This is a genomic window from Buttiauxella sp. 3AFRM03, from assembly GCF_003675305.1.
Lineage (GTDB): Bacteria > Pseudomonadota > Gammaproteobacteria > Enterobacterales > Enterobacteriaceae > Buttiauxella > Buttiauxella ferragutiae.
Window position 1 is genome coordinate 2,163,366 of record NZ_CP033076.1, and the last position, 23,692, is coordinate 2,187,057.

At 49.3% G+C, this 23,692-nt stretch carries 21 protein-coding genes and 1 tRNA gene; 11 read left to right on the top strand and 11 right to left on the bottom strand.

Going from position 1 to position 23,692, the window contains the following annotated elements:
* Nucleotide 1: 1 nt before the first annotated feature.
* The 7 genes from ftsL to leuO form a co-directional block, all read right to left on the bottom strand.
* Nucleotides 2-367: a cell division protein FtsL gene (ftsL, locus tag D8682_RS11565; RefSeq protein WP_064539942.1), complete on the bottom strand. Its 366-nt coding sequence runs from the start codon at nt 365-367 to the stop codon at nt 2-4.
* Nucleotides 364-1,305, bottom strand: a complete 942-nt coding sequence (gene rsmH / locus D8682_RS11570) for a 16S rRNA (cytosine(1402)-N(4))-methyltransferase RsmH (RefSeq protein WP_121814302.1) — start codon at nt 1,303-1,305, stop codon at nt 364-366. Before rsmH ends, ftsL begins: the two co-directional genes overlap by 4 nt.
* Nucleotides 1,306-1,308: 3 nt before the next feature.
* Entirely contained in the window at nt 1,309-1,767 is a 459-nt protein-coding gene (mraZ, locus tag D8682_RS11575; protein ID WP_064539946.1) for a division/cell wall cluster transcriptional repressor MraZ, read from the bottom strand.
* Between the two features lie 562 nt (nt 1,768-2,329).
* Entirely contained in the window at nt 2,330-3,334 is a 1,005-nt protein-coding gene (gene cra, locus D8682_RS11585) for a catabolite repressor/activator (protein WP_064539948.1), read from the bottom strand.
* A 173-nt stretch (nt 3,335-3,507) separates the two neighbouring features.
* Nucleotides 3,508-3,999: an acetolactate synthase small subunit gene (gene ilvN / locus D8682_RS11590; protein WP_064539950.1), complete on the bottom strand. Its 492-nt coding sequence runs from the start codon at nt 3,997-3,999 to the stop codon at nt 3,508-3,510.
* Between the two features lie 2 nt (nt 4,000-4,001).
* Nucleotides 4,002-5,726, bottom strand: coding sequence for an acetolactate synthase 3 large subunit (gene ilvI / locus D8682_RS11595; protein ID WP_121814304.1), 1,725 nt, complete (start codon nt 5,724-5,726; stop codon nt 4,002-4,004).
* Between the two features lie 410 nt (nt 5,727-6,136).
* The gene (leuO, locus tag D8682_RS11600) at nt 6,137-7,081 is read right to left on the bottom strand and encodes a transcriptional regulator LeuO (protein WP_064539952.1); all 945 of its coding nucleotides are present in this window, start codon (nt 7,079-7,081) and stop codon (nt 6,137-6,139) included.
* A gap of 844 nt (nt 7,082-7,925) precedes the next feature.
* Here leuO and leuA point away from each other — a divergent pair.
* Genes leuA through leuD form a run of 4 tightly spaced genes read left to right on the top strand, consistent with a single transcriptional unit; the run spans nt 7,926 to nt 12,610 of the window.
* A complete protein-coding gene (leuA, locus tag D8682_RS11610) occupies nt 7,926-9,497 on the top strand; it encodes a 2-isopropylmalate synthase (RefSeq protein WP_064539954.1) in 1,572 nt (523 codons plus the stop codon).
* 1 nt (nt 9,498) lies between these two features.
* Nucleotides 9,499-10,590 (top strand): 3-isopropylmalate dehydrogenase, encoded by a 1,092-nt coding sequence (gene leuB / locus D8682_RS11615; RefSeq protein WP_064539956.1) that lies wholly within the window; start codon nt 9,499-9,501, stop codon nt 10,588-10,590.
* A 2-nt stretch (nt 10,591-10,592) separates the two neighbouring features.
* Entirely contained in the window at nt 10,593-11,993 is a 1,401-nt protein-coding gene (gene leuC / locus D8682_RS11620) for a 3-isopropylmalate dehydratase large subunit (protein ID WP_064539959.1), read from the top strand.
* An 11-nt stretch (nt 11,994-12,004) separates the two neighbouring features.
* Nucleotides 12,005-12,610, top strand: coding sequence for a 3-isopropylmalate dehydratase small subunit (leuD, locus tag D8682_RS11625; protein WP_064539962.1), 606 nt, complete (start codon nt 12,005-12,007; stop codon nt 12,608-12,610).
* A gap of 128 nt (nt 12,611-12,738) precedes the next feature.
* Here the strand turns inward: leuD and D8682_RS11630 are convergent, their stop codons facing one another.
* From D8682_RS11630 to trmB, 3 genes are all read right to left on the bottom strand, one after another.
* Nucleotides 12,739-13,455: a DUF2884 domain-containing protein gene (locus tag D8682_RS11630; RefSeq protein WP_064539964.1), complete on the bottom strand. Its 717-nt coding sequence runs from the start codon at nt 13,453-13,455 to the stop codon at nt 12,739-12,741.
* Nucleotides 13,456-13,527: 72 nt separating this feature from the next.
* A complete protein-coding gene (locus D8682_RS11635) occupies nt 13,528-13,854 on the bottom strand; it encodes a YggL family protein (RefSeq protein WP_064539966.1) in 327 nt (108 codons plus the stop codon).
* Complete coding sequence (trmB, locus tag D8682_RS11640; protein WP_064539968.1) at nt 13,854-14,573, bottom strand: tRNA (guanosine(46)-N7)-methyltransferase TrmB; 720 nt, start codon at nt 14,571-14,573, stop codon at nt 13,854-13,856. Before trmB ends, D8682_RS11635 begins: the two co-directional genes overlap by 1 nt.
* A 155-nt stretch (nt 14,574-14,728) precedes the next feature.
* On the opposite strand from trmB, the gene mutY reads away from it, so the two are divergent.
* The 4 genes from mutY (at nt 14,729) to D8682_RS11660 (ending at nt 18,731) form a co-directional block, all read left to right on the top strand.
* On the top strand, nt 14,729-15,811 hold the full coding sequence (gene mutY, locus D8682_RS11645; RefSeq protein ID WP_121815687.1) for an A/G-specific adenine glycosylase: 1,083 nt from the start codon (nt 14,729-14,731) through the stop codon (nt 15,809-15,811).
* Between the two features lie 2 nt (nt 15,812-15,813).
* On the top strand, nt 15,814-16,086 hold the full coding sequence (locus D8682_RS11650) for an oxidative damage protection protein (protein ID WP_034493327.1): 273 nt from the start codon (nt 15,814-15,816) through the stop codon (nt 16,084-16,086).
* A gap of 59 nt (nt 16,087-16,145) precedes the next feature.
* On the top strand, nt 16,146-17,222 hold the full coding sequence (mltC, locus tag D8682_RS11655) for a membrane-bound lytic murein transglycosylase MltC (protein WP_064539972.1): 1,077 nt from the start codon (nt 16,146-16,148) through the stop codon (nt 17,220-17,222).
* A 255-nt stretch (nt 17,223-17,477) separates the two neighbouring features.
* Entirely contained in the window at nt 17,478-18,731 is a 1,254-nt protein-coding gene (locus tag D8682_RS11660) for a nucleoside permease (RefSeq protein ID WP_064539974.1), read from the top strand.
* 135 nt (nt 18,732-18,866) lie between these two features.
* Here the strand turns inward: D8682_RS11660 and D8682_RS11665 are convergent, their stop codons facing one another.
* The gene (locus D8682_RS11665; protein ID WP_121814306.1) at nt 18,867-21,005 is read right to left on the bottom strand and encodes an ornithine decarboxylase; all 2,139 of its coding nucleotides are present in this window, start codon (nt 21,003-21,005) and stop codon (nt 18,867-18,869) included.
* 435 nt (nt 21,006-21,440) lie between these two features.
* Here D8682_RS11665 and D8682_RS11670 point away from each other — a divergent pair.
* From D8682_RS11670 to D8682_RS11680, 3 genes are all read left to right on the top strand, one after another.
* A tRNA-Phe gene (locus D8682_RS11670) sits at nt 21,441-21,516 on the top strand.
* Between the two features lie 252 nt (nt 21,517-21,768).
* Nucleotides 21,769-22,560 carry an SDR family NAD(P)-dependent oxidoreductase gene (locus tag D8682_RS11675; RefSeq protein WP_121814307.1) on the top strand — a complete coding sequence of 264 codons (792 nt, stop codon included), beginning with the start codon at nt 21,769-21,771 and terminating at the stop codon, nt 22,558-22,560.
* Between the two features lie 357 nt (nt 22,561-22,917).
* A complete protein-coding gene (locus D8682_RS11680) occupies nt 22,918-23,688 on the top strand; it encodes an ABC transporter substrate-binding protein (RefSeq protein ID WP_121814308.1) in 771 nt (256 codons plus the stop codon).
* Nucleotides 23,689-23,692: the final 4 nt, after the last annotated feature.

Sequence of the window (23,692 nt, forward strand, 5' to 3'; positions counted from 1 at the left end):
CTTATTGCTGAACTACGATGTTTTCCTGCGATGGGTCGACATGCTGCAATTGCAGCTTTTCCGTCGCGACCCGCTCCACTCGGCTATGATCGCCTAGTGCATTTTCTTCCAAAATCAGATTGCGCCACTCGATATCTAACGCATCACGCTCCACCACCATTTGCTCACGCTGTGCGGTAAGCAGACGGGTATGGTGCGCGGTGGTGACCACGAAAATGGCGGTAACGATAATGGCGGTAAACAAAATCAGTGGCATTTTCCCATGACGCAGCAAGTCACCACCAATCACCGCTGGTAGTGCATGACGCTCGCCACTGCTCAACTGGCCAGTAACTTTATTTAGGGCTTCTGCCACTTTATTGATCATGCGTTCGTCCTTTCAGCGATACGCAGTACCGAACTACGCGCGCGTGGGTTTTCCGCCACTTCTTCGTCACCCGGCATCATTTTGCCGATGGATTTTAAATATCTGCCGCCGAGTTTATTCAACTGAGCTTCAGTCATTGGAATACCAGCCGGAACCTGTGGCCCACGGGTGTTTTCACGCATAAAGCGCTTAACAATCCGGTCTTCCAAAGAGTGGAAACTGATAATCGACAAGCGGCCACCAGGGGACAGTGTTTCAATTGAACCTTTAAGTGCCTGTTCAATCTCTTCAAGTTCACTGTTGATCCAGATACGGATCGCCTGGAACGTACGCGTTGCCGGATGTTTAAACTTATCTTTTACCGGCATTGCCGCAGCCACGACTGTTGCCAGTTCTTTGGTACGGGTCATTGGCTGTTCACGGTTGCGCTCAATAATGGCGCGAGCAATACGCTTACCGAACTTTTCTTCACCAAAGGTTTTAATAACCCAGGCGATGTCAGCTTCTTCAGCGCTCAGCAACCATTGCGCGGCAGATTGACCACGAGTCGGGTCCATACGCATATCCAGCGGGCCGTCGCGCATAAACGAGAAACCGCGTTCAGCATCATCGAGTTGCGGTGAAGAGACGCCAAGATCCAACAGGATGCCGTCAATTTTTCCCAGCAAATCGCGTTCGCGTGCGTATTCAGCTAATTCAGAGAAAGGCCCATGAATAATGGAGAAGCGTGGATCATCAATTGCCTGAGCAGCTTCAATTGCTTGCGGATCACGGTCGATAGCCAGCAAGCGTCCTTCTGGTCCCAGTTGGGAAAGAATCAAACGAGAATGGCCGCCACGACCAAAGGTGCCATCAATGTAGATGCCATCCTGACGAATGTTGAGACCATTCACGGCCTCATCAAGCAGCACCGAAGTATGTTTAAAATTTTCCATCATTATTTATAGTGACAAGTCCTGCAGCCTATCCGACAACGTAGTCGTCGTGGCCTGCTCAGCGTCGATGTCTTCCTTGACCTGTTGATGCCAGGTCGTTTCATCCCACAGTTCAAACTTATTGAACTGCCCAACCAGCATCACTTCTTTGGTTAGCCCGGCGTGTTGGCGCAAAACTGGGGCCAACAACAAACGCCCGGCGCTATCCATCTGACATTCACTGGCATGGCCCAGTAACAATCGCTGCACGCGACGCTCAACCGGGTTCATGCTCGACAGACGAGCTAGCTTTTGTTCAATAATTTCCCATTCGGGAAGGGTATAAAGCAGCAGGCATGGGTGATGGATGTCGATGGTACAAACCATCTGACCTTCAGAGGTTTCGACAAGCGCATCCCGGTAACGGGTAGGAACGGCGAGCCGCCCTTTGCTGTCGAGATTGACTAATGTTGCCCCACGGAACATGCCAGCCTCACCCTTAAATTCCCCTTTCCACCACTTTGACCCACAAAATCCCACCTAAAGGAGTTTACGGAGCGGAGGAAAACCTTGTCAAGCAAGCTACAACGCAGACGGAAATAATTTTCATCTCCTAAGCGATTGATAAATGACTGGCGTGAAAAGGCGCTACATTCACGATGCAAAATTAACGTTATGAATATTTGAAAGAAAAAGGATCAATAAGCATAAATATCGTTAAATCGACTGAAAACCTGACAGGTAAAATATGAAGTGTCCAGTTTGCGACGCGGTCGGTATTTTAAGGTATTTTTCGGCAGGATAACAGCGTCAGATGTAGGCGAAGCACGGGCTGGAGGGTAGTTTGATTCTTTTCAGATAGCTATTGTTTAATTATCCGGCATTTTTACACATTGCTATGTAACAAAATAATTCCAAAGCCGTGTTATATCGATTCTGGAATAAAAGGTTTAACCATTACCGGTAAAAAATAATTATCTGAATAACTAAGGGAAATAACACGGGAATATTCTTAATTAGAAATGGCAGCCGGAACTGCCATTTCTTGTTAGTGGCGACTTAAGCTGCCACGGCGATATAGATTACGGCGGATACGAGTGAGGCCCGCCTTAGGCTTACGTGGCTCATCAAGGCTGGCAAGCACCAATTCCAGCACACGCTCCGCAACGTCACGGTGGCGCTGCGCTACAGCGAGAACTGGGCATTGCAGGAAATCGAGCAGTTCATGATCCCCAAAGGTAGCAATCGCCAACTCTGTCGGTAATTGCCCCTCACGCCGCAATGTTACATCCATAACACCTTGTAATAAAGCAAATGAAGTGGTGTACAGGGCCTGTGGCATTGGATGGGTTTCCAGCCATTTATCAAATAACTGTGCTGCAGCTTCGCGCTCGTAGCTGTTGGCATAGAGGAAATTCACCTCACGCGGATCATCCTTCCATGCAGTGCGAAAACCTTGTTCACGCAGATAGCTGACGGAAAGCTCCGGCAATGCGCCAAGGTAAAGTACAGTTTCAGCAGGAAAAGTACGCAGCTCGCTGGCCAGCATTTCTGCATCTTCCTGGTCAGCACCCACTACGCTGATGAAATTTTCACGGTCTAATGCACGATCGAGTGCAATTATTGGGAAGGGATCGTTCGCCCAACGCTGATAGAACGGATGCTCAGGGGGTAAAGAGGTGGAAACAATGATGGCATCCACCTGACGTTGCAACAGATGTTCGATACAGCGCATTTCGTTATCCGGCTGATCTTCAGAGCAGGCAATTAATAGCTGGTACCCACGCTGACGAGCCTGCCGCTCGAGATAGTTAGCGATACGGGTATAACTCGTGTTCTCAAGATCTGGAATAACCAATCCGATAGAACGCGTACGCCCGGCACGTAATCCCGCCGCCACCGCATTCGGGTGGTAGTTATGTTCGCGAACAACCGCCATAACTTTATCAACAGTCTTATCGCTGACGCGATACTGCTTTGCCTTACCGTTGATGACGTAGCTCGCCGTGGTGCGCGAAACTCCAGCCAGGCGCGCGATTTCATCCAATTTCACAGTAGCCCCTTATTTAGGATTGCCATAACCATGCCCTGGTCATGGTTTCATTTTTATCATCTAAGCGCAGAATAATAACTCGGGCAACCGCTTTTACTGGCAGTTGTTGGGTCATTTGCAAAAAAAAACCCGGCATGAGTAGACCGGGTTACTTTTTATTCGCCATTCACAGGCTAGCGCATGATCTTATCACCACGCGATACGCCCACAATACCGGAGCGTGCCACTTCGACAATTTTTGCCACTTCACGAATCGTATTCAGGAAAGCGTCTAGCTTATCGCTGGTTCCTGCTAACTGAACCGTATACAGCGTTGGGGTTACATCAATGATTTGCCCACGAAAGATCTCAGCGTTGCGCTTCACTTCTTCACGCCCGTAACCACTGGCTTGTACTTTAACCAGCATGATTTCGCGCTCAACGTGAGCCCCTTGTCCCAGTTCACTCACCCGCAGAACATCAACCAGCTTGTGCAATTGCTTTTCAATCTGCTCAAGCACTTTTGCATCACCTACCGTTTGGATAGTCATACGAGACAGTGTCGGATCGTCAGTCGGTGCCACCGTCAGGCTTTCAATGTTGTAACCACGCTGAGCGAACAAGCCAATAACTCGGGACAGCGCCCCGGACTCATTTTCGAGTAATACAGATAATATCCGGCGCATAATCAGGTTCTCTCCGTTTTACTTAACCACATCTCATCCATACCACCGCCACGGATCTGCATTGGGTACACATGCTCAGTGCCATCGACAGTCACATCGACAAATACCAGACGCTGGTTACGCACCGCTTCCAGCGCTTCAATAAGTTTGCTTTCCAGTTCTTCAGGTTTACTGATACCAATCCCAACGTGGCCGTAAGCTTCTGCAACGCGTACGAAATCAGGTAAAGACTCCATATAGGATTGGGAGTGGCGACCCGAATAAATCATGTCCTGCCACTGTTTGACCATGCCGAGATAGCGGTTATTAAGATTGAGCACTAACACTGGCAAACCGTATTGCAGCGCAGTAGAAAGCTCCTGGATATTCATCTGAATACTGCCATCGCCGGTGACACAAACTACGGTTTCCTCCGGCAATACCAGCTTCACACCTAGTGCCGCAGGCAGGCCAAAGCCCATGGTGCCGAGGCCACCAGAGTTAATCCAACGGCGTGGTTTATCAAAGGTGTAATAGAGTGCGGCGAACATCTGGTGCTGGCCGACATCCGAAGTGACGTAAGCTTCGCCTTTGGTCAGACGGTAGATAGTTTCAATAACTGCCTGTGGCTTAATTTTATCGCTGGTTCTGTCAAATTCGAGGCACTGACGCGCACGCCATTGCTCAATCTGTTGCCACCAGTCACGAATTTCATCGCAGGATTGTGACGTATCCTCCTGCGCCAGCAATTCCAGCATCTGCTGTAAAACCTGACGCGCATCGCCAACAATTGGAATATCTGCACCGACTGTTTTAGATATCGAAGTTGGGTCGATATCAATATGCAGCACAGTCGCGTTCGGGCAGTACTTCGCCAGATTGTTAGTGGTGCGGTCATCAAAGCGCACTCCGACACCGAAAATCACATCGGAATTGTGCATCACCATGTTGGCTTCGTAGGTTCCGTGCATCCCCAGCATTCCTAATGCCTGACGATGCGTTCCCGGGAATGCACCCAACCCCATTAAGGAGGAAACAACGGGAATATTGAGTTTTTCCGCCAGCTCGTGCAATTCGTCATGGCAAGCAGCAGTGATTGCCCCGCCGCCGACATACATCACCGGTTTTTTCGCCGCCAGCAACGTTTGCAGTGCACGCTTAATCTGCCCTTTGTGACCTTGAGTGGTCGGGTTATAAGAACGCATGCTGACGGATTCAGGGTAGCTATAAGGAAACTTGTTTGCCGGACTCATAATGTCTTTCGGCAAATCCACCACCACCGGCCCTGGGCGACCGCTTGCTGCGAGCCAGAAGGCTTTTTTAATAATGGCCGGAATATCTTCCGCTTGTTTGACTAAGAAACTATGTTTTACGACCGGGCGAGAAATTCCCACCATGTCGCATTCCTGGAAAGCATCATAGCCAATAAGGGATGTCGCCACCTGGCCCGATAGTACGACCATCGGGATTGAATCCATATAAGCCGTAGCTATACCGGTTATCGCGTTTGTCGCACCCGGACCTGATGTCACAAGTACGACACCCACTTCACCGGTTGCACGTGCAAGGCCATCGGCCATATGCACTGCTGCTTGTTCGTGGCGTACCAGCACATGATCAATGCCGCCAATAGTATGAAGCGCATCGTAAATATCGAGTACTGCGCCTCCGGGGTAACCGAATACATGTTTAACGCCCTGATCGATAAGCGATCGAACGACCATCTCGGCTCCTGACAACATCTCCATGGTTTGCCTCCAGGCTTACGTGTTTGACCGACCGCTGAAATCATTTCGGCTAAGTCGTTAAGACAGGTTGTTGCGCCCTGCATTTATTTTCTTTTTTGATAGTCCGCCTAACATAACCGCTGAAAATCAGGCAATCAATTGCCAATCTTCAGCCGTCGATACAGCGTTTTCTCATCAACACTGCAAAACACTACTCAGACGGAGTTAAGCTCTGAGCATAAGCAAAGATTATGATTGAAAATGTTATGAATGATGGCTTTGTAGGTTAAATCTAATTACAGCAGGAATTATTGGGATCGAAGGAAGGAAAGAACAAAAACAACTACAGAGAAAAAAACCAGAAAAATGAATAAATGCGGAATAACCGAATAGCTTTTACTATCCGGCTGGATCAAGTGAACAATCGGAACCTATTTACTACATACAGTGGTCAGAAGTTTTTCCATCCACTGATGCCCTTTATCGCGTCCGGCAGCTTCGTGCCAGGATAAATAGCAGGTGGCCTTATTATTTTGCAGCGGCAGTGGGAATGTTTGCAAATGAAGTGATTCAGCAAACTCTTCAGCTAACCAGCGTGGTGCGATAGCGACCAATTGAGTCTGCGAAACAACATTTAAAACACTAGTTAATGCCATTCCTTGATAAGCAATACAGGATTGCTGTTCCAACGTGTGATACCACGGAGCACTAAATGATGCAAAACGCTCAAGGGAGACCACTGCATGTTTTTCGTTATAAACATCTTCTTCAGTAAGCGGTTTAATTAAACGCGGATGCTTCTGATTGGCTACCAGTACCATTTCATCTTCAAACAATGGGATACAAGTAAACTCAGGACGACGAAATTCACTATAGCTAATAACAAACTCGGTCTCTTGATAACGCAATTGATGTTCAATATCTTTATTTAATGAAGACTTAAACAATAATTGAATACCTGGAGCAAAACGCTTCATATTATTGAAAATCGCAGAGGTTAACATATTGTCCAAAGGACTACTGACGCAGATGTTAAACACTCTTTCACTGCTGCTCGGTTCGAAACCTGCTCCCGGCAACTCATTCTGTATCAATTGCAGAGCCTGACGAATTGAACCAAATAGCTGAAATGCGCGTGCTGTAGGCTGGATACCACGGCCGTAGCGAACAAACAGCTCATCATTGAACATCACTTTAAGCCGGGCTACTGCATTACTCACTGCGGGTTGGGACATTCCCAGAGATTGAGCAGCACGAGTAATATTCTGCACCTGCATAACAGCATCAAATACAGTTAATAAATTTAAATCAACGGAACGCAACTGAGGCTTAAACCCATCATGAGCTGCTGGCTGCTCTACGTAGTTATCAGACATGTTAGTCTCCACTAAGATTTCAATTCCTTATTCACAGATTAGCCCTGTGAACTACTCCTATTATCATTTACTAAGCAGAGCATGCTGATTTATGCATTTAAAAACGTTAATGAAACAATTCAGATATAAATCAATAAATTTACGCTTTCTAATATACCAACACAACTTCAGCTACTGACACCCTGATAAATCTATAAAACTCATATGATTTTACTCTTCGTCAGTTGATTTCTGGATCGTGCTAATCAAATCACAAAATGACTTAACACACAATGATTCGCACAGTGAATAATATATTAAGCATGGATAACATCATCATCACGGAAACAATCTCCCTACTCATATTCAGTTAATAAAGAAAGAGGCCAAATTCCTAAAATAGCATCAAAACATGGATTATTGACCTCAAATCATAACCATGATAAATGAAATAGATAACAAACATTATATTTTTAATTGTTTCTGAGAATTTCAATTTTACAGGGGAACGTAAGTAATCTTTTTCCATACTTTTTAGATATATTATGAAAGTTACATATGTCAGCACAAATGGCTTAGATCGGTGGTTGTCTTTCAATCCTTAATCGGGAGTTGAGGCAATCGAGTGTTGACACAGCAAAGCAGATCAAGTACCAATAAATGCATAACGAATTCACTTGAGGCTTGAAACATGATTCGCAGCATTCGCCTACTAGACCTACTACTAAACGCAACTTCTTTGCGCGGTAGGCTGGTGGGCGAAATCAAGCGTTGATTCAAGCCATCAGACAGAAAAAACCCGCGCCACTGCGCGGGTTTTTTTATGCTCGTAGCAACGGCCCCTAAGACGAGAAAGGACCACAACATGAGCCAACAAGTCATTATTTTCGATACCACTTTACGTGATGGTGAGCAGGCGTTACAGGCTAGTCTGAGTGTTAAAGAGAAACTGCAAATCGCAATGGCACTGGAGCGTATGGGTGTTGACGTGATGGAGGTTGGTTTCCCTGTTTCCTCCCCTGGTGACTTCGAATCTGTGCAGACCATCGCTCGCAACATCAAAAAAAGCCGTGTGTGTGGCCTCGCTCGTTGTGTAGATAAAGATATTGATGTTGCAGCCGAAGCATTAAGAATTGCCGAGGCCTTCCGTATTCACGTGTTCCTGGCGACATCCACGATGCACATCGAAACGAAACTGCGTAGTACCTTCGATGATGTGTTAGCCCGTGCAGTCAATTCTGTAAAACGCGCCCGTAACTACACCGACGACGTAGAGTTCTCTTGTGAAGATGCAGGCCGGACCCCAATCGATAACCTGTGCCGCATTGTAGAAGCTGCAATTGGCGCTGGCGCTACCACAATTAACATCCCGGACACCGTGGGTTACACCACCCCAGTACAGTTCGGCGGCATTATCCAGACCCTGTATAACCGCGTCCCTAACATTGATAAAGCGATTATCTCCGTTCACTGCCACGATGATTTGGGCATGGCGACAGGCAACTCTATCGCGGCAATTCAGGCAGGCGCTCGCCAGGTTGAAGGCACCCTGAACGGCATCGGTGAACGTGCTGGTAACACCGCGCTGGAAGAAGTGATCATGGCGATTAAAGTACGTGGCCAAATGTTGGGCGTGCATACCAATATCAATCACCATGAAATTTACCGCACCAGCCAGATTGTCAGCCAGTTGTGCAACATGCCAATTCCAGCTAACAAAGCGGTGGTTGGTTCCAATGCTTTCGCGCACTCCTCCGGGATTCATCAGGATGGCGTACTGAAAAACCGCGAAAACTACGAAATCATGACCCCGGAAACTATTGGTTTGAATCAGGTGCAATTGAACCTGACCTCCCGCTCTGGCCGCGCTGCTGTGAAACACCGCATGGAAGAGATGGGTTATAAAGAAGACGATTACAATCTGGATTCGTTGTACGACGCCTTCCTGAAACTGGCTGATAAGAAAGGCCAGGTATTTGATTACGATCTGGAAGCTCTGGCCTTTATCGGTAAGCAACAAGAAGAGCCAGAACATTTCCGCATGGAATACTTCAACGTGCAGTCCGGTTCAAGCGTGATTTCTACCGCTTCCGTCCAGTTGCAATGTGGCGAAGAAACACAATCTGAAGCAGCAACAGGCAACGGCCCGGTCGATGCGGTCTACCAGGCGATTAACCGCATCACCAATTACGATGTGGAACTGGTGAAATACCAGCTGTCTGCGAAAGGCCAGGGTAAAGATGCGCTGGGTCAGGTGGACATAGTCGTCACCCACAAAGGCCGTCGCTTCCATGGCGTAGGTCTGGCGACCGATATCGTCGAATCCTCAGCAAAAGCGATGGTCAACGTGCTGAACAACATCTGGCGCGCGGGAATCGTCGAGAAAGAATTGCAACGCAAAGCTCATAATAAAGAAAATAATCAGGAAACCGTGTGACATGTCAAAAACTCATCATATAGCAGTATTGCCGGGTGACGGCATTGGCCCAGAAGTCATGGCTCAGGCGCTGAAAGTGCTGGATGCAGTTCGTACGCGCTTCGATATCCGCATAACCACCAGTCAATATGACGTGGGCGGTATTGCCATTGACCGCCACGGCAATCCACTGCCGCCGGTGACCATTGAAGGCTGTGAACAAGCAGATGCCATTCTGTTTGGCTCCGTCGGTGGCCCGAAATGGGAACACTTGCCACCCGCTCAGCAACCTGAGCGTGGCGCGTTACTCCCATTGCGTAAGCACTTCAAATTGTTCAGCAACTTGCGCCCTGCTCGTCTGTATCAAGGCCTGGAAGAGTTTTGCCCGCTGCGTGCTGACATTGCCGCTAACGGTTTCGACATTCTGTGTGTGCGTGAATTAACCGGCGGGATCTACTTCGGCCAACCGAAAGGCCGCGAAGGTTCTGGCATGCACGAAAAAGCGTTTGATACCGAAGTGTATTACCGCTTTGAGATTGAGCGTATTGCCCGCATCGCTTTCGAATCAGCACGCAAACGTCGCAACAAAGTGACGTCGATTGATAAAGCTAACGTGCTGCAATCGTCGGTAATGTGGCGTGAAATCGTCGGCGAAATCGCTAAAGAATATCCGGACGTAGAACTGGCGCACATGTACATCGACAACGCCACCATGCAGTTGATCAAAGACCCATCTCAGTTTGACGTGCTGCTGTGCTCCAACCTGTTCGGCGACATTCTGTCTGACGAATGCGCGATGATCACCGGCTCTATGGGCATGTTGCCTTCCGCAAGCCTGAACGAACAAGGTTTTGGTTTGTACGAACCTGCTGGCGGTTCAGCGCCTGATATCGCAGGTAAAAACATTGCTAACCCAATTGCGCAGATCCTGTCTCTGGCTCTGTTACTGCGCTACAGCCTGGATGCTGAAGAGGCCGCACAGGCCATCGAAAACGCTATCAACCTTGCGCTGGAAGAAGGTTTCCGTACCGGCGATTTGGCTCGCGATGGCAATGCAATCAGCACCGACGAAATGGGCGATACCATTGCTCGTTTCGTGGCAGAGGGGAAATAATCATGGCGAAGACGTTATATCAAAAATTGTACGATGCCCACGTCGTTTACGAAGCCGTGGACGAAACGCCGCTGCTGTATATCGACCGTCATCTGGTTCACGAAGTGACCTCCCCGCAGGCGTTTGATGGCCTGCGTGCGCATAAGCGCCCGGTGCGTCAGCCAGGCAAAACGTTTGCCACCATGGATCACAACGTTTCTACGCAAACTAAAGACATCAACGCTTCCGGCGAAATGGCCCGCATTCAAATGCAGGAGTTGATGAAAAACTGCCAAGAATTCGGCGTTGAGTTGTATGACCTGAACCACCCATTCCAGGGAATCGTCCATGTCATGGGCCCAGAACAAGGTATCACCTTGCCTGGCATGACCATTGTTTGTGGCGACTCCCACACCGCGACCCACGGCGCATTCGGTGCACTGGCGTTCGGTATTGGCACTTCTGAAGTTGAACACGTTCTGGCGACGCAAACCCTGAAACAGGGTCGTGCTAAAACCATGAAGATTGAAGTCACCGGCACCGCCGCACCAGGCATCACGGCAAAAGACATCGTGCTGGCAATTATCGGTAAAACCGGCAGCGCTGGCGGTACCGGGCATGTGGTGGAATTCTGCGGTAGCGCAATTCAGGCGTTGTCGATGGAAGGCCGCATGACGCTGTGCAACATGGCAATCGAAATGGGTGCCAAAGCTGGCATCGTTGCTCCAGACGAAACTACGTTTAACTACGTGAAAGGCCGCCTGCATGCACCAAAAGATGCCGACTGGGACGATGCAGTAGCGTACTGGAAAACCTTCAGCACCGACGAAGGCGCTAAGTTCGACACCATTGTAACGCTGGACGCCGCTGACATTGCACCGCAAGTCACCTGGGGTACCAACCCAGGCCAGGTGATTTCCGTCACCGAAAACATCCCGAATCCAGAATCCTTCGCGGACCCTGTTGAACGCGCCTCTGCTGAAAAAGCACTGGCTTACATGGGCCTGAAACCAGGCATTCCATTAACCGAAGTGGCTATCGATAAAGTGTTTATCGGTTCCTGCACCAACTCACGCATTGAAGATTTGCGTGCTGCGGCTGAAATTGCCAAAGGCCGCAAAGTGGCTCCAGGCGTGCAGGCGTTAGTGGTTCCTGGTTCCGGCCCTGTCAAAGCGCAGGCCGAAGCTGAAGGTCTGGATAAGATCTTTATTGAAGCGGGCTTTGAATGGCGTTTACCAGGCTGCTCGATGTGCCTGGCAATGAACAACGACCGCCTGGAACCCGGTGAGCGTTGTGCTTCCACCAGCAACCGTAACTTCGAAGGCCGTCAGGGCCGTGGTGGCCGCACGCATCTGGTTAGCCCAGCAATGGCAGCCGCCGCTGCGGTATCTGGTCATTTTGCTGACATCCGCACGTTGAAATAAGGGAAAACACCATGGCAGAAAAATTTATCCAACATACCGGCCTGGTCGTTCCGCTGGATGCCGCAAATGTTGATACTGACGCAATCATTCCTAAGCAATTTTTGCAGAAGGTGACACGCACCGGTTTTGGCGCTCATCTGTTTAACGACTGGCGTTTTCTGGATGATGCAGGCCAACAACCGAACCCGGAATTCGTGCTGAACTTCCCGGAGTTTAAAGGCGCTTCAATTTTACTGGCGCGTGAAAACTTCGGCTGTGGTTCTTCGCGTGAACACGCACCGTGGGCCTTAACCGATTACGGTTTTAAAGTGGTTATCGCGCCAAGTTTTGCGGATATCTTCTACGGCAACTCATTCAACAACCAGCTGCTGCCGGTGACGTTGAGCGAAGAAGAAGTGGACGAGCTGTTCAAACTGGTTGCGGCAAATCCGGGGATTAAGTTTGTCGTCGATCTGCAAGCGCAAACCGTAATTGCGGGCGAGAAAAGTTACTCGTTTAATATCGATACTTTCCGCCGCCACTGCATGTTAGAAGGGCTGGATAGTATTGGCCTGACGCTGCAACACGAAGGTTCAATTTCTGCTTACGAGCAAAAACAACCGGCGTTTATGCGTTAACAATAATGGCGGGTGTTTCACCCGCCATTAGACTGATGACACTGCTTTGTTGTAGGTCGGGTAAGCGCAGCGTCACCCGACAAACGGTGGATGACGCTTCGCTTATCCACCCTACAACGGCTAAAACATTACTTTAATGTTTCGACCAGCCCTTTGCGCTGCCCTTCCAGCGTCACCACTTTGCTGCACACATCGCGGCCAAATTGCTCGAAATCTTTTTCCTGATTTTTCCACTCATTCTGAATGGAAGTCTGTAAGCCACCGAGGCTACCCAGCACGCCTTGCAGCGGGTTACCGCCACCTTTCAGAACCGCTTTCGCACCCATTTCGTTAATGCTGTCTTGCAAGATGCCGCCCATCGCCTGGTTTACCAGCTGTTGCCCATCGGCTCGAACCTGGTCAATCGCTTTGTAATGGAAGGTTAAACCGTCCTGACGAGTCTCGATAATACGGTTCATCTGCTCTTTGAGTTGCGCGTCGAGTTTAGTCAGGCGGCCACGCATATTGCTGCTCTCACCCACTTCTTTAGCGATGATTTTATCCAGCGCGACACGGCCTTTTTCTACACGAGCCAAAGCACCGTTATTGATCCATGGCAGGTCTGTACGCAACGCTTGCTGATAATTCACCGCCAATTGGCGCTGCGTTGCATTTAAAGTCTGTGGCTTGCCGTTGAATTGCAGGCTACCGTCTGGGGCAATAACCAGATTTCCATTCTCACCAACAACCTGGACTGATTGCGGGTTGATGACCACGTCATCGCGAGGAGTGACGCTACATTTATAGTCGGCCTGCGCCTGCATCGCGGTGAGCAGCAAAACGCCCATCAGTGCCTTACGAATCATAGTGACTCCTGAACTTCTAAAAATTTAAGAAAAAAAAGGCCGGTTTTCACCGACCTAATTATTCTGCAAATATCAATCCCACCAAACATCAAACAGCTCGCTGGTGCGAACGTCTTCTGCTTTGTGATCTTCAAGCCATTTGCGCACCAGAGCCTGATGCTCTTCGGTGCATTTGCCGATTTCCTGCAGGCAGATTAAGCCTTCCCAGGAAAGGTGGCCGCCGCCATCAAAAGCCAAACCATTTTTATCGATAACTTCGTCAATAAACGCATCAACGATTTTATCAATTTGTTCTTCGGAGGTGCCTTCCGGGAAACGCCATGCAACAGAGAACCCTAGTTCCTGGAATTCGTCGATGTGCATTTTCTTACGCAAACGACGGCTACGATTAATTGCCATTACTTTACCCTCTCGAACATTAAGTCCCATACGCCATGACCAAGACGATGGCCACGTTGTTCAAATTTGGTCACCGGACGTGAATCCGGGCGCGGTACGTAGTCGTTACTCTCTGACTGGTTTTGATAACCATCGATAGAGGACATCACTTCGAGCATGTGTTCTGCATAAGGTTCCCAGTCGGTTGCCATATGGAACACACCACCCAATTTCAGTTTGCTTTTTACCAGCTCGGCAAACGGCACTTGAACGATACGGCGCTTATTATGACGTGCTTTGTGCCACGGATCAGGGAAAAAGAGCTGAACCATGGATAAAGAATTGTCAGGAACCATTTTTTGCAGCACTTCAACCGCGTCGTGACACATCACGCGCAGGTTCTCAACGCCCTCTTCATGAGCTGTCGCGAGGCATGCACCGACGCCTGGCGAGTGCACTTCAATGCCTAAAAAGTTCTGCTGTGGATTAGCCTTTGCCATTGCCACCAGCGACGTACCCATGCCAAAACCAATTTCCAGCGTCACTGGTGCTTCGCGGCCAAACAGCTCGGCAAAATCGACAGGCGCGTCTTGATATTCAACGCCCATCACCGGCCAATAGTTTTCCAGTGCGTACTCCTGCCCTTTAGTCAGGCGACCCTGGCGGCGCACAAAACTACGAATCCGGCGCATTGCGCGGCCTTCTTCATTAAATTCCGGTGAGATGACGTCATTTTTCATGGTGTTCAGGCTTTGAGTTAGTGTTCGGGAAACGGGCATTATCCAAAGTTAATGATGAGAAGCAAGCACCAGAAAGTTCCGGTTTACAGCACGGAGCCGTCTGTGCTGGAATCAGCCCCCTAAATCACACATTTATCGGATGCCAGGCAACAATGATACAAGCGCCGCAATTCGCCAACCAGGTTCTCGACTGGTACCAAAAGTACGGGCGCAAAACCCTGCCATGGCAACTCGAAAAAACGCCATATAAAGTATGGCTGTCGGAGGTAATGTTGCAACAAACGCAAGTTACCACCGTCATTCCTTACTTTGAGCGCTTTATGGAACGCTTCCCGACCGTCACCGATCTCGCTAATGCGCCACTTGATGAAGTGCTACATCTTTGGACTGGCCTCGGTTATTACGCTCGCGCCAGAAATCTGCATAAAGCAGCACAAATGGTGGCTAATCTTCACAATGGCCTGTTCCCGGAAACCTTTGAAGAGGTTTCAGCGCTACCCGGTGTGGGTCGTTCCACCGCAGGTGCAATCCTCTCTCTATCGCTGGGCAAACATTTCCCGATTCTTGATGGCAACGTAAAACGCGTGCTGGCACGTTGTTATGCGGTTTCTGGCTGGCCGGGTAAAAAAGATGTTGAGAAGAAACTTTGGGACATCAGCGAACAAGTCACACCCGCGCAAGGCGTTAGCCAATTTAACCAGGCGATGATGGATATTGGCGCGATGGTTTGCACGCGTTCGAAACCCAAGTGCGAACTTTGTCCGGTGAATAATATTTGTGTCGCTTATGCCAATAACAGTTGGGCGAACTATCCAGGCAAAAAACCGAAGGTGACGATACCTGAGCGCACTGGCTATTTCCTGATGATGCAGCATCAACAAAGCATCCTGCTTTCCCAGCGCCCTGCTGTTGGATTATGGGGCGGTTTGTACTGCTTCCCACAATTTGCGAGCGAAGAAGAGCTGTACGACTGGCTAGCACAACGCAATATTCCCGCAGATAATCTCACGCAATTAAACGCCTTCCGCCATACATTCAGCCACTTCCATTTGGACATTGTCCCGATGTGGCTGCCGGTGCTTTCGTTTAAAGGGTGCATGGATGAAGGAACCGCTCTCTGGTATAACTTAGCGCAGCCACCGTCCGTAGGACTGGCCGCCCCTGTAGAGCGTTTATTACAGCAATTACACGCCGAGCCGGTGGTACTTAAACCCGCACGAGCTGTTGAAGAGGAATAATGATGAGCAGAACTATTTTTTGTACTTACCTACAACGTGACGCGGAAGGCCAGGATTTCCAGTTGTATCCAGGTGAACTCGGCAAACGTATCTATAACGAGATCTCTAAAGAAGCATGGGCTTTGTGGCAGACCAAACAAACCATGCTTATCAATGAACGCAAAATGAGCATGATGAATCCAGAACACCGCAAAGAGCTGGAAGCTGAAATGGTCAACTTCCTGTTCGAAGGCAAAGAAGTCCACATCGAAGGCTACACGCCGCCAGAAAAATAAAAATACAGGGGCCATCGCCCCTCATGCAAACTCCAACAAGCACACGCATACACGGAACGATGAAAAAATTTCTCGCGCTAGCTCTGGTTGTCCCCTTGCTCATCTCATGTTCGAGCAAAAAAGAAGACTCCTATAACGAGGCTTTTGTTAAAGACACCAATGGTTTCGATATTTTGATGGGGCAATTCGCTCATAACATTGAAAATATCTGGGGCATCAAGGAAGTGTTGATTGCGGGTCCTAAAGACTACGTGAAATATACCGACCAATACCTGACCCGTAGCCACATCAACTTTGACGAAGGTACGATTACCATCGAAACCATTGCCGGCACTGAACCTGCTGCGCACTTACGTCAGGCGATCATCAACACGTTACTGATGGGCGACGATCCGGGTTCAATCGACCTTTATTCCGATGCCAACGATGTGGTTATCTCCAAAGAACCGTTCCTGTATGGCCAGGTAGTTGATAACACCGGCCAGCCGATTCGCTGGGAAGGCCGCGCCTCTAAGTTTGCTGATTACCTGCTGCAAACACGCATGAAAAGCCGCAGTACCGGGCTGAAAATTGTTTATAGCGTGACCATCAACCTGGTACCAAACCACCTTGATAAACGTGCGCATAAATACATTGGCATGGTACGCAAAGCGTCGAAGAAATATGGCGTCGATGAATCCCTGATCCTGGCAATCATGCAAACCGAATCGAGCTTTAACCCGTATGCCGTGAGCCACGCTGATGCACTGGGCCTGATGCAGGTTGTGCAGCACAGCGCCGGGGTTGATGTCTTCAAATCGCAAGGGAAATGGGGCAAACCAAGCCGCAGCTTCTTGTTTGACCCGGAAAGCAATATCGATACCGGCACGGCTTATTTGGCGATTCTGCAAGACAGCTATTTGAGCGGAATTGATAACCCAACCTCGCGCCGTTATGCCGTCATCACCGCATATAACGGCGGTGCGGGCAGCGTGCTGCGCGTGTTCAACAACGATAAGAACCGCGCGTTCAATATTATCAATAGTATGGCTCCAGGTGATATCTATCAAACCCTGACAACACGCCACCCGTCTGCGGAATCTCGTAATTATCTGAAAAAAGTGAACACCGCACAGAAGAGCTATCGTCGGCGTTAATCCTCTGTTTGTTGTCTCTCCTGTCATTCATTTTGATGCCAGGAGAGACAACATTGCCCGCGCTTTACCTGCCTCATTCAGCAAAAAATGTAGCCCCGGTCACTATTTTCGAATGTAACTTGAAGATGTTTTCATTTATTTGCTGAATTTACCAAAAATTACTCCGCAGCCCTGCTAATGTTACGATTACAACATATCGAAACAGATATGTGAGAAATGCAACATTCGATAGTTAAATCCTGTGAGGAAATTTCCATGAACCTTAAGCTGCAGCTTAAAGTACTTTCGTTTCTGCAGTTCTGCTTGTGGGGTAGCTGGCTGACTACACTCGGCTCATACATGTTCGTCACCCTCAAGTTTGATGGCGCGGCCATCGGCGCGGTATACAGTTCATTAGGGATTGCTGCGGTATTTATGCCAACGCTACTGGGTATTATTGCGGACAAATGGATTAGTGCGCGCTGGCTCTACGCTGCCTGTCATCTGGTTGGCGCCGTCACACTGTATTTCGCAGCCCAGGTCACCTCACCGAGTGCGATGTTCGTGGTGATTCTGCTGAACTCACTGGCCTATATGCCAACGCTTGGCCTGGTGAACACCATCTCTTACTATCGCCTGCAATCAGCGGGAATGAATATTGTCACTGACTTCCCGCCAATTCGTATCTGGGGAACCATTGGCTTTATCTTCGCCATGTGGGGCGTGAGCTTCTCAGGCTTCGAATTGAGCCACATGCAGCTTTATATCGGTGCCACACTGTCAGTGGTTTTAGCCTTGTTCACCCTGACACTGCCACATATTCCGGTCGCCAACGCGCAAAAAAACCAAAGCTGGACTTCCATGTTAGGGCTGGATGCCTTCGCTTTATTCAAAAACAAGCGCATGGCGATTTTCTTTATCTTCTCTATGCTGTTAGGTGCCGAGTTACAAATTACCAATATGTTTGGCAACACCTTCCTGCACAGCTTCGATCAAAACCCGCTGTTCGCCAGCAGCTTTATTGTTGAACACGCGTCAGTGCTGATGTCTATTTCGCAGATTTCTGAAACCGTATTTATCCTGACGATTCCGTTCTTCCTGCTGCGTTACGGCATCAAGAACGTGATGCTTATCAGTATTGTGGCGTGGATGCTGCGCTTTGGTCTGTTTGCCTTTGGCGACCCAACGCCGATGGGCACCATGCTGCTGGTAATGTCGATGATCGTCTACGGTTGCGCCTTTGACTTCTTCAACATTTCCGGTTCGGTATTCGTTGAGCAAGAAGTGAAACCAGAAATTCGTGCCAGCGCACAGGGCATGTTCCTGATGATGACCAACGGCTTTGGTTGCATTTTGGGCGGGATTGTCAGCGGCAAAGTGGTGGAAAACTACACGACGGCGGGCATTACTGACTGGCAAAGCGTATGGCTAATTTTCGCCGGATATTCACTGGTACTGGCCTTCGCCTTCGTCGCACTGTTCAAATATAAACACGTCAGAACGCCTGCGGCTATCCAGCCAGTTGCCTGATTGATAACGCCTAAAACTACTGGCAAATCTTTTTTCGTAGGTCGGATAAGCGCAGCGTCATCCGACACCACTAATGTAAATTGGTGGATGACGCTAGCGCTTATCCCCCTACAAAAGCTGAAAAGAGGAGCGTTTTTAGGCTTTTATCATGTAGCCGTACAAACGCTTGATCCCATCCGCATCTGTTTCGCTATACACACCCTGCAATTCTGGCGAGAAGCCCGGCAACATATTCACACCTTCCTCCAGCGCGAGGAAATAACGCAGCGCGGCACTGCCCCAGACTTCGCCCGGTACGACACACAACACGCCCGGCGGATACGGCAACGCACCTTCCGCCGCAATGCGCCCTTCTGATTCGCTTAAACGCACCAGTTCCACATTACCGCGAATAAACTCGCTGTTGGCATCCTGTGGATTCATAGCAACCGCAGGCAAGCTGGCTTTGCGGAACATCGCTTTTTGCAGATCCTTCACCGCAAAACTGACGTAAAGATCGTGCATTTCCTGGCACAACTGGCGCAGCGTATAGCCTCTGTAGCGTTGGGAATATTTCTGATAGATCGTCGGCAAAACATCCACCAGCGGTGTATCGTCTTCGATATGCTGCTCAAACCGCGCCAGCATCGCCACCAGATGCGCCAGCTTCTCAGTGCTTTCCGCAGGCGTCAGTAAGAACAGAATCGAATTAAGATCCGATTTCTCAGGGACAATCCCGTTTTCACGCAGATAGTTTGCGAGGATCGCCGCAGGTACACCAAATTCAGTGTATTGCCCGGTTTGTGGATCGATACCCGGCGTCGTCAGCAACAACTTGCAAGGATCAACGAAGTATTCATCCTGCGCATAACCTTCAAAACCATGCCACTTCTCACCCGGCTCAAAACTGAAGAAACGGCGCTCCTGCGCGATTGCCGTAGTGGGATGATCCTGCCACGGCTTACCCGCCACCACCGGTGGGATAAACGGTTTGATCATCTTACAATGGGCGATGATCGCTTTGCGCGCTTCAATGCCCTGCACCACGCACTCGGCCCACAGACGGCGTCCGCTCTCCCCTTCGTGAATTTTCGCGTTCACATCAAGAGCGGCAAACAGCGGATAAAACGGGCTGGTTGAAGCATGCAACATAAACGCGTTATTCAGCCGCTTATGCGGGCAGAATCGTGCTTGCCCACGCAAATGGTTATCTTTTTTGTGGATCTGCGAAGTCTGCGAGAAACCGGCCTGCTGCTTATGCACCGATTGCGTCACAAAGATCCCCGGATCGTTTTCGTTAAGATCCAACAGCAGCGGCGAGCAGTCCGCCATCATCGGGATGAATTGCTCATAACCGACCCATGCTGAATCAAACAAAATGTAATCACAAAGGTGGCCGATGTTATCCACCACCTGGCGCGCGTTATAGACGGTGCCATCGTAAGTGCCGAGTTGGATCACCGCCAGGCGGAACGGACGCTTTTCTTGTGCGCGATCTGGCGCAACTTCGGCGATCAACTCACGCAGATACTTTTCATCAAAACAGTGCGCATCGATACCGCCGATAAACCCAAATGGATTACGAGCAGCCTCGAGATAAACCGGAGTCGCTCCGGCCTGAATCAACGCACCATGATGGTTTGATTTATGGTTGTTGCGGTCAAACAGAACCAGATCGCCACGGGTCAGCAGCGCATTAGTGACGACTTTATTGGCCGCCGAGGTGCCGTTTAGCACGAAGTAAGTTTTATCCGCGTTAAACACTTTGGCGGCAAACTTCTGCGCATGCTTGGCCGATCCTTCATGGATCAGCAAATCACCGAGTTTAACGTCAGCGTTGCACATATCGGCGCGGAATAGATTCTCGCCGAAGAAATCATAGAACTGGCGGCCGGCCGGGTGCTTTTTGAAAAATTCACCGTGTTGGTGGCCAGGGCAGGCAAAAGTGCTGTTTTCCATCGCGACATATTTCGTCAACGTATCGAAAAACGGCGGCAACAGATTGGCTTCGTAGTCACTGGCCGCTTTTTCCAGCTCCAGATAATCCTGCGCTTCGCCGGTTATCAGCCCCGATATCCCTTCTTGCTCGCCAGGCCTTGCATCAGCGGCTAAAAAAACGGGAATCGAAAAACCTGTACGTTTGAGTAGCGCCAGAATACCGCTGCGGCTATCAGCGACAGAAAGGACAACGGCGGCGATATCGGTGAAGTCAGTGCTATCGAGCGTGACCACTTCGCGATGCGTTTCAAGTGTGGCAACCACATTGTGGCTGGCGGCAATTTTCAAAGATTTCATATGCACAAATCCCAGAGGTCAAGGATGAGTGAGTGCCAGATGGCACGGCAAAGGGAGCATTCCCCGGCGAATGTGTCTTGATGGTCTGAAGGATGATTCCCACTCCGACCGCCAGACATCAGTAAAACCAGGCATCACCTGATTTTACTGTTGTCCTGCAGTGAGCGTGCGATGCCCTCACCGCATGGTGAGCAAGGGTCTTCGGGATACAACAGAAAGGTGAACGAGCGCCATCGAGAGATGCCGGTGAACATTGACTCTAAACATCAATAAGCGCCCCGTTGCGATGTGTGAAATTTCGCGCAATCATGGCACCTTCTGCACGAGGGTTCAAGACGACGCTGCTAGCCGGAGCACAATATTCGCGCAAACGCACGGCTTATTAACACAAAACCATTGACGACAAACGGCCTTTACGGTTTAATGCGCCCCGTTGCCCGGATAGCTCAGTCGGTAGAGCAGGGGATTGAAAATCCCCGTGTCCTTGGTTCGATTCCGAGTCCGGGCACCACTATTTAAAGAAACCAGCCTACGGGCTGGTTTTTTGCTTTTGGAGAAACGCTCACTCCATCAAACCCTATTCGATGACTCATCGCCTCCCCCCACATTCCAGCGCCTGCTACACTTTCAGCAATCCTGATGCGCAGGCATTCTGAAGGGCGAATTCACTTCCTTTCTCCCCATATTCCCCACTGACCTGCCCATTGCGAGACTGCAAAACTGACCCCATGTTTTTGTCATCCAATCTCGACAGGAGCAGAAAATGCAAATCGATCTCACAGGCAAGAGAGCGCTGGTTACAGGTTCAACGGAAGGCATCGGCTACGCAATTGCTCGCCAACTTTCAAGGGCTGGAGCGGATGTCGTGCTCAATGGCCGCTCAGAGGAAAAGACCACAAAGGCCGCCAAACGGCTAGAAGCCGAAGGCGCAAGAGGTAGCGTTAAACCTGCCACGGCCGACCTGTCAACTGCCGAGGGGTGTGCGGCTCTTGTCGCCCAAATTCCTCAGGTAGACATCCTGATTAACAACGCAGGCATCTTCCAGCCAATTGACTTTTTCGACGCTGACGACGAAGTTTGGGATCGCCACTGGCAGGTCAATGTCATGTCCGCCGTCAGGCTTTCCCGCGCCTATCTTCCAGGCATGCAGAAACTGAACTGGGGCCGCGTGATATTCCTGGCCTCAGAATCTGGTTTTAATATTCCGGTCGAAATGATTCACTACGGCGTCAGCAAGACCGCCGACATCGCTGTCGCCCGCGGTCTCGCTAAGCGCATGGCTGGTACAAATATCACCGTTAACTCCGTACTCCCGGGTCCTACTCTTTCCGAAGGTGTAGAAGCGATGCTTGCCGATGAGCAAGCGAAAACGGGGTTGCCGCTGGAGGAAATTGCCGCCGCCTTCGTCAAGCAGCATCGTGGCAGTTCGATCATTCAACGTGCCAGCAGCGTCGAGGAAGTCGCAAACTTAGTAACCTATCTTGTGTCGCCGTTTGCTTCCGCGACCACAGGAGCGTCCGTTCGCGTTGACGGTGGGGTCATCGATACTCTCTGACAGCAAACTATTTCACTGACATAACCGAGTTGAACGGCATTTTTATAGATCTCTAACCTGGTTATTAAGCACTATCAATAAACTGGAATCATCACCATTCTACAGTTCGGTTACTTGACCAATAATTTATCAATAAATCGCCTGCTTAATTTGCAATATAAATAAACGCATTTATTCCCACTAATAGTATTAAATAATATTTAATGCTGTCGAAAGTTTTACTTACCACAACGACCCAACCGAAATTATAAGAAAAAACTAGTGCTGAAGTAAGATATTTACTGGCGGAAATAGTAACGTCATGGTAATTAATTTATGTGTGACTAATAATTTCACCTGCGCCCCTCGGAGATAAAAATGAAAAAACATATTCTCGCCTCACTGATTCTCGCGTTTTCAGGATTAAGTCATACTGCTTTTGCACAGCAGACCCTACGTATTGGTGTCGACCCAACGTTTGCGCCGTTTGAATCTAAAGCTACTGACGGCTCGCTTCAGGGGTTTGATATTGATCTGGGCAATGCCATCTGCGCCCAGGCTAAAGTGACCTGCCAGTGGGTAGAAATTGGCTTTGACGCGACCATTCCTGCGCTTAATGCGCGGAAGTTTGATGCGATTCTGTCTGCTATGGCAATGACCGAGAAGCGCCGTGAGCAGGTCGCATTTAGCGACATGCTTTATAACACTCCAAATGCGCTGATCGCACTGAACAGCAGCACACTGAGCCATGATACGGCTTCACTGCAGGGCAAAAAAATCGGCGTAGCACAGGGGACTATTCAGGAAACCTACGCCAAGAAAAAATGGGAACCACAAGGCGTGGAGGTCATCTCCTACGCCAATCAGATGGAGATTTATCCTGATCTGGTTTCCGGGCGTCTTGATGGCAGCCTGACCAATATTATCTCTGCCGAGCAAGGTTTTCTTGATAAACCGGAGGGTAAAAACTTTGCGATTAAGGCCACTATTACAGACAAAGAAGTATTTGGTGATGGTGTTGGCATCGCATTAAGAAAAGACGATAAAACAAATCTGCAATTAATAAACCTGGCATTGGCCGAAATACATAAAAATGGCACTTACGATCGTCTGGCAAAGAAATACTTTAATTACTCAGTTTATCCATAAGGAA

What these genes read in the sequence shown, in the direction of transcription:
- leuO (WP_064539952.1), bottom strand. Translation starts at nt 7,081, where the DNA reads ATGTCTGATAACTACGTAGAGCAGCCAGCAGCTCATGATGGGTTTAAG.
- D8682_RS11675 (WP_121814307.1), top strand. Translation starts at nt 21,769, where the DNA reads ATGCAAATCGATCTCACAGGCAAGAGAGCGCTGGTTACAGGTTCAACG.
- D8682_RS11660 (WP_064539974.1), top strand. Translation starts at nt 17,478, where the DNA reads ATGAACCTTAAGCTGCAGCTTAAAGTACTTTCGTTTCTGCAGTTCTGC.
- mltC (WP_064539972.1), top strand. Translation starts at nt 16,146, where the DNA reads ATGAAAAAATTTCTCGCGCTAGCTCTGGTTGTCCCCTTGCTCATCTCA.
- leuD (WP_064539962.1), top strand. Translation starts at nt 12,005, where the DNA reads ATGGCAGAAAAATTTATCCAACATACCGGCCTGGTCGTTCCGCTGGAT.
- leuC (WP_064539959.1), top strand. Translation starts at nt 10,593, where the DNA reads ATGGCGAAGACGTTATATCAAAAATTGTACGATGCCCACGTCGTTTAC.
- D8682_RS11630 (WP_064539964.1), bottom strand. Translation starts at nt 13,455, where the DNA reads ATGATTCGTAAGGCACTGATGGGCGTTTTGCTGCTCACCGCGATGCAG.
- ilvN (WP_064539950.1), bottom strand. Translation starts at nt 3,999, where the DNA reads ATGCGCCGGATATTATCTGTATTACTCGAAAATGAGTCCGGGGCGCTG.
- ilvI (WP_121814304.1), bottom strand. Translation starts at nt 5,726, where the DNA reads ATGGAGATGTTGTCAGGAGCCGAGATGGTCGTTCGATCGCTTATCGAT.
- leuA (WP_064539954.1), top strand. Translation starts at nt 7,926, where the DNA reads ATGAGCCAACAAGTCATTATTTTCGATACCACTTTACGTGATGGTGAG.
- trmB (WP_064539968.1), bottom strand. Translation starts at nt 14,573, where the DNA reads ATGAAAAATGACGTCATCTCACCGGAATTTAATGAAGAAGGCCGCGCA.
- leuB (WP_064539956.1), top strand. Translation starts at nt 9,499, where the DNA reads ATGTCAAAAACTCATCATATAGCAGTATTGCCGGGTGACGGCATTGGC.
- D8682_RS11680 (WP_121814308.1), top strand. Translation starts at nt 22,918, where the DNA reads ATGAAAAAACATATTCTCGCCTCACTGATTCTCGCGTTTTCAGGATTA.
- mraZ (WP_064539946.1), bottom strand. Translation starts at nt 1,767, where the DNA reads ATGTTCCGTGGGGCAACATTAGTCAATCTCGACAGCAAAGGGCGGCTC.
- rsmH (WP_121814302.1), bottom strand. Translation starts at nt 1,305, where the DNA reads ATGATGGAAAATTTTAAACATACTTCGGTGCTGCTTGATGAGGCCGTG.
- D8682_RS11650 (WP_034493327.1), top strand. Translation starts at nt 15,814, where the DNA reads ATGAGCAGAACTATTTTTTGTACTTACCTACAACGTGACGCGGAAGGC.
- D8682_RS11635 (WP_064539966.1), bottom strand. Translation starts at nt 13,854, where the DNA reads ATGGCAATTAATCGTAGCCGTCGTTTGCGTAAGAAAATGCACATCGAC.
- D8682_RS11665 (WP_121814306.1), bottom strand. Translation starts at nt 21,005, where the DNA reads ATGAAATCTTTGAAAATTGCCGCCAGCCACAATGTGGTTGCCACACTT.
- ftsL (WP_064539942.1), bottom strand. Translation starts at nt 367, where the DNA reads ATGATCAATAAAGTGGCAGAAGCCCTAAATAAAGTTACTGGCCAGTTG.